Genomic DNA, 11,539 nt, shown 5'->3' with positions numbered 1-11,539 from the left:
AATGACTAATGACTAATGACTAATGACTAATGACTAATGACTAATGACTAATGACTAATGACTAATGACTAATGACTCTTTTTCGTTTTTTGGGTGAGACTCTGCAAATCTGGAGAAATTTCCACCTGCGGCGAAATCGGGTTGTCAAGTTGGCGAGTTTCGGGGCGAAGACTGGCGACAGAAGCAGCAGTTCGTTTCGCGATATCGTCCAAACTTTCCGGCTTCTGCACTCGTTTGCCGTCCTTGACAACCAATTTCATTAATGGTATATGAGAATCGCAATTATTAATATTTTCTCCCGACAATCCCAAATAATCTCCGAGAATTTGCCCATTTTCAATATGTCTAAAAATTTGCTTTCTTCCTGGATATGTTACCTTGCCGCTTGCCTCTTTCATCACCGGAATTCCGTCAATTTCCACCAACTTATAAACACCGTTGACAGGAGAACCGCTGACCAACTTCGTTCCCAAACCGTAACCGTCAATGCAAGCACCGCTACTTTTTAATTTCGCAATTTCTCGATCGTCCAAATCGCCGCTAGCAAAAATTGGAACGCCCGGAAGGATCGATCGAACTTCCCGAGACAGCAGCGCCAAATCGCCCGAATCCAGCCGCACGCCTTCCAACTGCATTTCACCGCTGTTGACTCGATCGGCTAACATCCGCGCCGCCGCCACAGTATCATAAGTATCGATCAGTAGCGGCGCCCCCGGAAAATAGCGGTGAAAAGCTGCAAACGCCTGATTCTCGCTGCCTTCAAGGGCAGCCACAGCCATTACCAAAGCATGGGCGATCGTACCGACAGGCTTGCGGCCCAACTTCAAAGCAGCCAAAATATTAGAAGTTCCGTCGAATCCCGCAGCCAGGGCAGCCCTAGCCGCCCAAACAGCAGCTTGAGGCCCAAAAGCCCTGCGCGTCCCGAATTCAAGCAACTTAGCCTCCGGGCCCGCCACATCCCGCAGCCGCGCTGCCCGCGTCGCAATCAAAGTTTGATAATTTATCGCATTCAATAAATAAGTTTCCACTAACTGAGCCTGCCACAGAGGAGCCTCAATTCGCAGCAGAGGCTCATTGGCAAACACCGCCGTCCCCTCCGGCACCGCCCAAACATCTCCAGTAAAACGGGCTGTGGCGAGTAAAGTCCAAAATCGCTCCGGGGCGTCGGCAAAAATCCCAGTGGACTGCAAAGCCTCAATTTGCGCCGGCGAAAACCGAAATTTTTCCAAATAATCGATAACTTGAGCCAAACCCATCGCGATCGCGTAGCCAAAACCTTCTGGCAGCCTGCGCGCGAATAATTCAAAACTCGCGGCCCGCCCGTCGATCCCTTCCCCGACGTAACAAGCGGACATCGTTAGCTGGTAGAGATCGGTCAAAAGGCTGTAATCTGCTGAAGAAACCGTTAGTTCCTGGTCTTCTAAGATTTCTTCAAAACCTGTGAGCTGCAGGCTTTCTGTCGCAGTTTCCATAAGAAAAACCCCGAACAAACTTCTTTTTTTTAATTATAGTGACAAACACCATATCTTTTTGTAAATTTTTGATAAAGATTGCAGATATTTGTCGGACAAATTCGCTTATTATGCCCTTTAATAGCAGATTTAGGTTGATTTTTCGATTAATATTATGGTAAAAGCAATATAAATACTGAATTTAACAAACTCAGGAATTAAGCACAAACACTCAAGCGTTCCGGGTTTTTTGCGAAAATATTTCCTTGCAGCCTTTGAAGAGAGTTAGACAACCCGGTTTCTGAGCGTCGGGAGGGCGATCGCGAGTGCTTGAGCTGAGCAAGGAAAAATCTACCAGCAAAAGGTCGATCGTCCAAAAATGCGTAATTTCTCAAACCTTCAGCTTGCTTCTATGTTGCAGACCAATAAGTAATTCAAATAAATATTGCTAAACTCATCCACAGCCCAAAAATCCGAGTAATATTAAAAGTATCAGAACTCAGACAAGAGAGGCAGATTCTATGAATCTTTCTAAATCTTTGACAAACGCAATGCGTTACGTTTCGGAAGCAGCGGTGCGGATTTTTAGCCCCAGCGATGACAACTATCCAAATAGTGGAGTTCAACCTTTTGAAGGTAAGCTTTCCAAAAGTTCTAAATCCAAAGAATGAACAGCCATTCCGGCAGTTTCTAGCGAGTTCGGCACAGGGATTCAGTTTAACAGTCAACAGTTAACAATTAATTATTGTTGACTGTTGACTGTTGACTGTTGACTGTTAATAGTAATGGTAGAATTTCCCTTCCTTCTACCCCACCTACAATTACTAATCACCAATTACATTGAACTTCCCCAATTGACAAAAGGCATATTCAGTGTAGAGTAAGCTTTTGAAATAAAGATTTTTGCCCGTGGTTTACTGCGTATAAATTAGAGAAACACCAAGCAAAACTAGAACATTATGTTGCACTAGGGTTGGTTCAGTAATCTTATCAAAAATCAAACTATATAGCAATCCTTCCAAGAATCGTAAATGTTTTACCCCCCTCCTTGAACAAATCGCACCATATTTTAAGTTGCTACTTCGATACCTTAGAGTAATTCTACTCATTGACAAAAGTGTTTTTAGCTTAACTGTGACCAATGTGTAGGCACTGGCTGCGGGCGATACCTAGCCAAAAGTTCGGGTCATTCCCCCGTCTGAAGACTGGCCGTAAGCTGGTCTTTTTGTTAGCTGAAAACTCTACTTTTAGTTAGGTCTTACGAGGGTTAATTGTCGTAAAGTGATTTTACAGGCAAGCTGCAAACAGGAGTGAGAACATTCAAGTAATTGCACGGAAGCTTTGAACGTTTGTTGGGAAATTGTTTGGGCCTCAATTGACTGGCAAGGAATTTCCCCTTCAAATACACCCCTGCTTAAAGCCGCGATCGCACTCTCGAAAGGAATAGCTGATGCAGGTAAAACAAAACAAACTTTTCACTACTGAAGCGATCGATCGCTTATCTTCACCGGAACGCCTCGACGAAATGATGCAGGTGGTTAGTCCTCGATCGTGGCTGCCACTAACTGCAATTGGCTGTTTAGTTGCCGCTGCGGGGGTTTGGAGTGCGATCGGGCGAATTCCGCTGACTGTTTCCGGTCAAGGCGTGTTGCTTCTGCCCCGCCGCGTCGTGCAATTTCAAGCTGCTAGTTCCGGTCAATTGGTAAAGCTGAATATCAAGCCGGGAGATGTTGTTAAACGAGGTCAGGAAATCGGTAGAATTGATAAACTAGACCTCAAGCAGCAGCTAGAGCAAGAAAAAGCGAAATTAGCTGAACTGCAAGGGCAAAAACAAGATACTAATAAACTGCAAAAACAGCAGATTGCCCTGGAATTAAAAACCCTAGAACAGCAGCAAAAAGACCTTAAAGAAAGCTTAAATAGGGAGTCAGTTGCACCCATATTGCACCAGCAAAGTATGGCGGCATTAGAGCAAAAACGCCAAAGTTTGGAAGAAAGTTTACGCCGCGAACAAATTGCGCCGGTACTGCGGCAGCAAACTCTGACAGCATTAGCAGAAAAACGCCAAAGTTTGGAAGAAAGTTTGCGCCGGGAACAAGTTGCACCGATATTGCGGCAGCAAACTCTGGCCGCGATCGGCAAAAAACGCGACAGTCTTTTGCAGCGAAAGCAGCACATCACTTCTTTGGTGGAAACATTACAGCAGCGGTTTGAAACTCGGCGCGTTCTTTACGAACAAGAGAGGGCGATCAGCGAGGATGTAATGCTGCAAGCGAGACAGGAATTCGCGGACTCTCAGATGCAACTGGCGGATATTGAAACGCAGTTAAAGGAACTCGACGTTCAGAAAACCAATAGCGATCGCGAATTCTTGCAAAATCTCAATAAAATTGACGACCTCAAAAACAGCCGGCAGCAACTCAAGGTAGAAGCTACCAATACCGAACGGGAGTACCTGAAAAATCTCAACCGCCTTAACGAAATTAAAAACAATCTCCAAGAACTTAAAGTTCAGAAAAGTAACACCGAACGGGAGTACCTGCAAAACCTGAATAAAATTGACGAAATCAAAACTAAGATTAAAGACATGGAAACCCAAGTGGTCAAACTAGCTCAACAAGATTTAGAGAAGTCGATCGCCCAAACAAATCAAATTCAGGAAGTTAAACGCAAGATTGCCCACTTGCAGAATCAGTTGACGGCCGACAGCAAAATTACCAGCCAATACGACGGCCGCGTTTTAGAAGTTAGCGCCGTTGCAGGTCAAATGCTGAACATCGGTACAAGGATCGGGACAGTTGAATCTCAAAATGCTCGCGAAAAAATGGTCAGTCTTGTTTATTTTGCTGACAGAGACGGCAAGCAAATTAAACCGGGAATGACTGTACAAGTTACCCCTAGCGTCGTCAAGCGAGAGCGCTACGGTGGCATTGTCGGCAAAGTAACCCAAGTTTCTCCTTTTCCGGTTACTAATCAAGATATGTCGGCAATTATCGGCAATGAAAATTTGGCTGACAGCATCTCGAAAAACATAGCTGGTGGCGGTGCTCCCGTGCAAGTTTTTGTGGAATTGCAGCCAGATCCGAACACTATCAGCGGTTACAAATGGTCTTCCTCGAACGGGCCTGCTCTCAAGATTTCCCCCGGTACTACTGCGCTAGTTCGGGTTCAAATCGGGCAGTTAGCGCCGATTTCTTACGTGATTCCTATTTTTCGGTCTTTGACTGGGGTTTACTAACAACAGGACTGACGCATGGGTAGTCCGAAACCGGCTTTTTTACCTAATCTGCTCGCCCTCACGAAGTATTTTCGTAAAAAAACCCGGTTTCTATGCCCCGGTGCCTCAGTCTTGTTCATTTACTAATTACCCGTTAATAAGCAATGAAAATTCCCTGGATTGACAAATTTTTTACGCCGCGCAAATTAAGGCGGGTTCGTACTCCCACCCTGTTACAAATGGAAGCAGTAGAATGCGGTGCTGCTGCTTTAGGAATTATTTTGAGTTACTGTGAACACCCGGTACCTTTAGCTCAATTGCGGAGCGAGTGCGGTGTTTCTCGCGATGGCAGCAAAGCTTCTAATATCCTTAAAGCAGCCAGAATTTACGGCTTAGATGCTAAAGGGTTTAAAAAAACTGTCGAAGAGTTGAAAACTGTACCGCCGCCTTTTATTATTTTTTGGAATTTCAATCATTTTTTGGTCGTCGAGGGGATTAAGAAAAAGCGCGTTTATCTCAACGACCCAGCATCGGGGCCGAGGACTGTTTCCCTAGAAGAATTTAAGTCTGCTTATACTGGCGTTGTTTTGACTTTTGAGCCTGGGCCGGAGTTTAAAAAGGGCGGCAAAAAACCGAGTATTGCCAGTGCTTTAGATTCAAGATTGCAAAGTTCCCGCTGGGCGATCGCATTTTGTTTAATTGCTGGTTTATTACTGACTGTTCCCCGTTTGGCTGGCGCGGCATTTACCCAAATTTTTGTAGATGAAATTCTCGTCGAAAACCGTCACGAGTGGCTGCGGCCTTTAATACTGGGAATGCTGTTTGCGGCGGCCGTCCAAGGGCTGCTAGCGCGGATGCGATTTTTCTATTTGCGGCGGCTGGCAAACAAGCTTTCGATTTCGATGTCGGGACAGTTTCTCTGGCATACTTTGCGCTTGCCTGTGGGATTTTACGCCCAGCGGTTTGCAGGTGAAATTAGCAGCCGCTGCCAAGTTAATGACAAGGTTGCTGAAATTTTATCGGGGAAACTTGCTGCAACTGTGATTGACGCGGTGATGATGGTTTTCTATGCGATAATTATGGTTATGTACGACGGGGTATTGACCAGTGTTGCCGCTGTTTTTGCAGCCTTAAACTTTTTAGCACTGCAATCTCTATCCCGCAGTCGCGTCGATGCTAACACCAGATTAGCTCAGGAAACAGGTAAGGTTGGCGGTGCTGCAATTGCAGGCATTCAATCTATAGAAACTGTCAAAGCTAGCGGTTTAGAATTCGATTTATTTTCTAAGTTTGCCGGGTACTATGCCAAAATGAGCAACGCCCAGCAAGAATTGGCTTTGCCCACTCAAATATTGTCAATATTACCAGCATTTTTAACGGCATTAGCTGCAACTGCTATCTTAGTTGTTGGGGGCTTGCGGGTGATGAACGGCGGTTTGAGTATCGGGATGTTAATTGCCTATCAAAGTCTCACTCAGCAATTCCTCGGACCTGTTAACAACCTGGTCAATTTTGGCGGCACATTGCAAGAATTAGAAGCCGATTTAAGCCGACTTGATGACGTTTTACAAAACCCGATCGATCCAGAAGCCGACCGCGATTCTTTTAATAGTGGAAACGACCGCGGCGCGCTCGCACCAGATGCTTTTCACCTGCAAGGAAGTATTGAATTGCGGAGTGTCAGTTTTGGCTACAGCCGCTTGGAAGCGCCGCTAATTGAAAACTTGAACTTAACCGTAAAACCTGGTCAGCGGGTAGCGTTAGTGGGGGGCAGCGGTTCGGGCAAATCTACTATTGCCAAACTTGTGACCGGGCTTTACGAACCAATGAATGGCGAAATTTTATTTGACGGGGTTCCCCGCAATTTGATTCCGCGTTCTATCCTAGCAAATTCGCTGGCAATGGTCGAACAAGAGATATTTCTATTTGCTGGCACTGTTCGGGAAAATCTCACGCTTTGGGACCCGACAGTACCGGAAGCAGATTTAGTGCAAGCGTGCATTGATGCGGCAATTCACGAACTTATTTTGAATATGCCGGGAGGATACGATGCTCAACTCAATGAAGGGGGGACAAATATGAGCGGCGGACAGCGGCAGCGCTTGGAAATTGCCAGGGCATTAGTAAGGAATCCGGCGGTGTTGGTGCTGGATGAAGCAACGAGTGCTCTGGATGCTGAAACAGAGTTAATTATCGATCGCAATTTGAGGCGTCGCGGTACTTCTTGTATTGTGGTTGCTCACCGCTTGAGTACAATTCGAGATTGCGATGAAATTATTATGATTGCAGGGGGGAAAGTAGTTCAGAGAGGCACTCATGAGGAGTTGCAAAAGCTGGGAGGAGCTTATGCTCGTTTGGTTGGGAACGAACAATAAATAGCAGAAATACAGTAGCCAACCCGACATTCAGCCAGGGAATTCATTCCCTGCCTAATAGCTAAAATCCTCTGAAGAGGACTGAAATGAGCGATGGTTTGATTGGGCTATTGAGTGTTGGCTATAGAGTCTTAGCTATTGAGTCGGTTTTAACCGATTTTAGCTATGAGACGGGAATTTTAATCCCGGCGAATGTGTGGATTAGGCCGATCGATTCGATCGGACTGTTTTCTTTGAGGCAGGGCTTTAAACCCCTGCCCGACTTGATATTACTAATCGCAAATTACTAGCTATGCTCGATCTAAATCCTGTTAAGAAACTGCACCGAATTAAAGGAAATGAACCGCTGCTGCTGAATCACCCGCATCAGGTATGGATTGTTCGATCGGGCGCGATCGCAGTCTTTGCAGCAAAGATACAAAGTGAGAAGCCTGTAGGAAACCGCCATTATCTGTTCGGCGTAGGTACAGGCGAGGCTTTGTTCGGCGCCGCCCTGGGGGAGGGGTGGGGGATTCTGGCGATCGCGATCGCCGAAACGGAACTGGAACCGATCGCGATCGCAGATTGTGGCGCTTTAGTGGCTGCTGGTGAGAGCAAAACGAGATCGCTTGTGGAAGGGTGGATACAGCATTTGGGAGAACGAGTGATTCCCTACGGGATAGATCCGCTTCACGCGCCGGAGGAAAAAGTTGCCCCAGAAACTGCTGTTGTAGCAGCCTCGCAGCAAATATCGCTGCTTCCGGGTCAAATGCTGCGATCGCCGCCGGAAACAGTTGTCTGGGTGCGCGTCTCGTCGGGCGATGCGAGTGTCGGGGAATTGCAGTTAAATTCCGCTTCCCCAACATTTCCTTTGGCTGGGAATATGCTACTGGTGGCATCCGGGGAAGTTGAGGTGCAAATTTTCTCAACAGCAGAGGTGGAAAATGCCGACTGGCTGCCCGCGAGTTTAGCTTTGCTGCACGAGTATTTTTGCTGCTGCTTGAACTTGCTGGTTTCCCAGCAAAAAGCAGAAGAATTTCGGCGCTTTCAGGAACGCGAACAGCTAAACCGCCAAGTAACTCAGACAGCTTTGGGAGATTTAACCGAGGTTTTGCATCCCCGGAAAACTGCCTTGTCTGAGGAAGGAACGCCGCTGTTAATCGCTGCTGGGGCTGTAGGTAAGGCACAAAGTATAACCGTCAATCCCCCGGCGGGTTCCGAAGATTTCAGCCGAGTTAGAGATCCGATGGAGGCGATCGCCCGATCGTCCCAATTTCGTACCCGCCGCGTGCTGCTGGTTGGAGATTGGTGGCGGCAGAACTGCGGCCCGCTATTGGCTTATACAAAGTCCGACGATCGACCAGTAGCTTTGTTGCCTGGTAAGGGATCTCGCTATACTTTGTTCGATCCCATCGATCACAGCCGCCAACAGGTAACTAAAGCAGTAGCCCAAGAGTTGTCGCCAGAAACTCTAATGTTTTACCGACCCCTGCCGCTATTACTTCGCAACGCTGCGGAACTGTTTAGGTTCGGGACGAAAGGCTACGAAAAAGACATCATCGTTGCTTTCGGGCTGGGGATATTGGGAACGCTGCTGGGGATGGTGATGCCGCAAGCCACCTCGATTTTGGTCAATGATGCTATTCCCGACAGCGATCTCGTTTTACTGTGGCAGCTAGGGCTGGTGTTGTTAGTTGCCGCGATCGGACGGGCTGTATTTAGCATGGCCCAAACAATTATGACGCTGCGGATCGAAAATGCTGCCAGCGGCACTCTCCAGCCGGCAGTTTGGGATCGATTGCTGAGATTAAAACCGGCTTTTTTTCGCAGCTATTCTTCTGGCGACTTGCTGACTCGTTTATTAGCAGTTAATCAAATTCGCGCCCAACTCAGCGGCGCGACGCAGCGGACACTTTTGAGCGCCATATTTTCCCTGCTGAATTTGGGGCTGATGTTTATTTACAGCCTGCCGCTGGCTTTAGTCGGAATTGGTTTAACTCTTATTGCGGTTATAGTAACAGTCACATCGAGCTTGCTCTTAATCCCAAAAGAGCGGAAGATGGAAACAGGAGAAGGCGACATTAACGGGCTGACAGTAGAACTGATTAACGGAGTATCAAAGCTGCGGGTAGCGGCCGCCGAAGGGCGAGCCTTTGCAGCTTGGGCGAAAAAGTATAGCCAGCAAATCAAGCTAAGAACAGGAATTAAACGAATTGATGACAGCGTTTCTGTTTTTAACGAAGCGCTGCCATTAGTAAGTTCTATCCTGATGTTTTGGTTTGCAATTGTGTTCATGCAAACTTCTCAAACAGGAGGAGGCGGACTGAATATGGGAACCTTTCTGGCTTTTAATTCCGCCTTCGGCACTTTTCTTTCTGGCGTCACTGATTTGAGCAATACCCTAACTGATATTTTAGGAATTGTACCGCTGTGGGAGCGAGCCAAACCGATCGTCCAGGGCATCCCGGAATCTGACTCGACAAAAGCCGATCCCGGCCGCTTGAAAGGCCAAATTACGATCGATAGGGCAACTTTCCGCTACCGGGAGGACGGGCCCCCAATTTTAGATGATGTCAGTATCAATATTCAACCGGGGGAATTTATCGCGATCGTCGGGCCGTCTGGTAGCGGTAAATCAACATTATTTCGGCTGTTATTGGGATTTGAAATAGCACAAAGTGGCACTGTTTATTACGACAATCAAGATTTAGCAGGCCTCGACGTTCAAGCTGTGCGGCGGCAGTTAGGAGTAGTGCTGCAAAACGGCAGAATTAATGCTGGTTCGATGTTTGACAATATTACCTGCGGGGCGATGGTAACGCAGGAGGAAGCTTGGGAAGCCGCCAGAATGGCCGGTTTAGCCGCCGATATCGAACAAATGCCGATGGGAATGCACACGGTTGTCAGCGAAGGCGGCACGAATCTTTCGGGAGGACAGCGACAAAGATTGTTAATTGCCCGCGCGATGGTTGTCAAACCAAAGGTTATCCTGATGGATGAAGCTACGAGTGCTTTGGACAACCGCACGCAGGCGATCGTTACTGAGAGTTTGGATAAGTTGAATGTGACGCGAGTTGTCATCGCCCACCGCCTGAGTACGATTCGCAATGCCGATCGTATTTATGTAATTGAAGCCGGCCGTTTGGTAGAATTTGGTTCGTTTGAGGAATTGATCGAACAGGGAGGATTATTTGCGAGATTAGTTGAGCGACAGTTAGAGTAGAGATTCAATGTAAAACCATTCTCAAGAACGGGCAAGATGCCCGTTCCACAAAGAGTAAATTTCTTGTGGAACGGGCATCTTGCCCGTTCATAAAAGCCTTATTAAAAATGGTGTAACATCTCATATCAATTCCGGTGTAACCCGAATGATATAGAGGAGACGGCAGTGCCGTCTCCTAATTTTGGCTACTAATAATTCCGATGCTACCGGATTTGATATCATTTACATCCGTTACATCCGTTACATAATCCGCTGCCGAACTGCTTATTCTTTGGTTAGCAAATCGGGCAACCACAACAAAATTAGCAATAGCAAGCACGCGATAACTAAGCCAACGCTGAATATTGTAGCGTTACCCATACCGGGGGCTTGCTGCATGAGGTATACGGGCTGTATTGCATTCATGTTTTCTGTAGATAAGGGATGCTAGAATTCCTACAGACGACTGATGAGTGCGTAAGACGCTTTGTATGCGTTGAACCCTATGTCCTTTTTTAATTTAGCTTGGAATATGTCTAGTGGGCTTGGTGGTGGAGGCGGAGGGCAACCTCCACTGATAACTTCAAGATCGCGCTCATCCAGTTCACCATCAGCCAACTTGTTTGTGCGATTCTCAGAGTTAAAATGCAGGTCATGATTTTTAGTGTCAGACATTATTTTTATCCTCGCAAATGAAGTTTATTGTCGTTGGTAATGAGTAGTCAAGCGCGGTTTGATAGGCGCTTGACTGGTTGTGAGAGTACGGATGCCGTCTGTGCGCTTAGAGTTCCAAGTCGTTCAATTCTTCAGCGATAGGATTGGCTTGATATCGATGTGGTTTACTTTCAGAAAAGCCGGTTTACAGCTTTAAATATAACATTCTCAACCCCCTTATCCAGGTATCTCAGACGTAAGTCCTAATTAAGACAAAGATTACCTACGGTGTAGGAGCAAAGAAACCGAGGGTACCTCCAAGTTTAGCTCCTTTTCCCGCCCAATCAAGCACGCCACCGACGTCTCTTCCTGACCTGTAAGCCATTACACCTCCCAATACAGCACCTGCGACGGCGAGGCCGATCGCCGTCGCAGGTCCTGCACCAGCAACATCATCCAACTCACTGTCAGACAACTCGCCTGAAGTATCTGACTGACTCTGATGCTTCGCATTCATCGACTCCAGCCACTCTGAAACCTCTGTTGAGGAGAAATTGTAGCTCCTTTCTTGGCCCAGAGCTACCGCCTGACGGGGTGACAACCCCGTCAAAACATTGATAGAATGAAGGACATAGCCCTTATACCCCTCTGAAAGAATGGT

At 47.0% G+C, this 11,539-nt stretch carries 8 protein-coding genes; 4 read left to right on the top strand and 4 right to left on the bottom strand.

Features of this window, described 5'->3' with window-relative positions; translation table 11 throughout:
- Nucleotides 1-68: 68 nt before the first annotated feature.
- Both QUA24_RS25845 and QUA24_RS25840 read right to left on the bottom strand, forming a co-directional pair.
- Nucleotides 69-1,472, bottom strand: coding sequence for a nicotinate phosphoribosyltransferase (locus tag QUA24_RS25845; RefSeq protein ID WP_333233169.1), 1,404 nt, complete (start codon nucleotides 1,470-1,472; stop codon nucleotides 69-71).
- Between the two features lie 197 nt (nucleotides 1,473-1,669).
- Nucleotides 1,670-1,846, bottom strand: a complete 177-nt coding sequence (locus tag QUA24_RS25840) for a hypothetical protein (protein WP_333233167.1) — start codon at nucleotides 1,844-1,846, stop codon at nucleotides 1,670-1,672.
- A gap of 126 nt (nucleotides 1,847-1,972) precedes the next feature.
- Here QUA24_RS25840 and QUA24_RS25835 point away from each other — a divergent pair, with 126 nt between their 5' ends.
- From QUA24_RS25835 to QUA24_RS25820, 4 genes are all read left to right on the top strand, one after another.
- The gene (locus QUA24_RS25835) at nucleotides 1,973-2,122 is read left to right on the top strand and encodes an isochorismate synthase (RefSeq protein ID WP_333083725.1); all 150 of its coding nucleotides are present in this window, start codon (nucleotides 1,973-1,975) and stop codon (nucleotides 2,120-2,122) included.
- A gap of 779 nt (nucleotides 2,123-2,901) precedes the next feature.
- Complete coding sequence (locus tag QUA24_RS25830) at nucleotides 2,902-4,689, top strand: NHLP bacteriocin system secretion protein (RefSeq protein ID WP_333233165.1); 1,788 nt, start codon at nucleotides 2,902-2,904, stop codon at nucleotides 4,687-4,689.
- 143 nt (nucleotides 4,690-4,832) lie between these two features.
- Nucleotides 4,833-7,043: an NHLP family bacteriocin export ABC transporter peptidase/permease/ATPase subunit gene (locus tag QUA24_RS25825; protein WP_333233163.1), complete on the top strand. Its 2,211-nt coding sequence runs from the start codon at nucleotides 4,833-4,835 to the stop codon at nucleotides 7,041-7,043.
- Between the two features lie 292 nt (nucleotides 7,044-7,335).
- Nucleotides 7,336-10,245, top strand: coding sequence for an NHLP bacteriocin export ABC transporter permease/ATPase subunit (locus tag QUA24_RS25820; RefSeq protein ID WP_333233162.1), 2,910 nt, complete (start codon nucleotides 7,336-7,338; stop codon nucleotides 10,243-10,245).
- Between the two features lie 264 nt (nucleotides 10,246-10,509).
- On the opposite strand, the gene QUA24_RS25815 is transcribed toward QUA24_RS25820, so the two are convergent.
- Both QUA24_RS25815 and QUA24_RS25810 read right to left on the bottom strand, forming a co-directional pair.
- Nucleotides 10,510-10,650: a hypothetical protein gene (locus QUA24_RS25815; RefSeq protein ID WP_333233161.1), complete on the bottom strand. Its 141-nt coding sequence runs from the start codon at nucleotides 10,648-10,650 to the stop codon at nucleotides 10,510-10,512.
- A gap of 511 nt (nucleotides 10,651-11,161) precedes the next feature.
- Nucleotides 11,162-11,395: a hypothetical protein gene (locus QUA24_RS25810; protein ID WP_333233159.1), complete on the bottom strand. Its 234-nt coding sequence runs from the start codon at nucleotides 11,393-11,395 to the stop codon at nucleotides 11,162-11,164.
- Nucleotides 11,396-11,539: the final 144 nt, after the last annotated feature.

The organism is Microcoleus sp. Pol12B5, from assembly GCF_036701335.1.
Lineage (GTDB): Bacteria > Cyanobacteriota > Cyanobacteriia > Cyanobacteriales > Microcoleaceae > Microcoleus.
The sequence above is the reverse complement of the archived record's forward strand: the minus strand, read 5'-3'. Positions and strand labels throughout refer to the sequence as shown.

Coding starts and splice junctions, on each gene's coding strand:
- QUA24_RS25845 (WP_333233169.1), bottom strand. CDS start 1,472: ATGGAAACTGCGACAGAAAGCCTGCAGCTCACAGGTTTTGAAGAAATC.
- QUA24_RS25835 (WP_333083725.1), top strand. CDS start 1,973: ATGAATCTTTCTAAATCTTTGACAAACGCAATGCGTTACGTTTCGGAA.
- QUA24_RS25830 (WP_333233165.1), top strand. CDS start 2,902: ATGCAGGTAAAACAAAACAAACTTTTCACTACTGAAGCGATCGATCGC.
- QUA24_RS25825 (WP_333233163.1), top strand. CDS start 4,833: ATGAAAATTCCCTGGATTGACAAATTTTTTACGCCGCGCAAATTAAGG.
- QUA24_RS25820 (WP_333233162.1), top strand. CDS start 7,336: ATGCTCGATCTAAATCCTGTTAAGAAACTGCACCGAATTAAAGGAAAT.
- QUA24_RS25815 (WP_333233161.1), bottom strand. CDS start 10,650: ATGAATGCAATACAGCCCGTATACCTCATGCAGCAAGCCCCCGGTATG.
- QUA24_RS25810 (WP_333233159.1), bottom strand. CDS start 11,395: ATGAATGCGAAGCATCAGAGTCAGTCAGATACTTCAGGCGAGTTGTCT.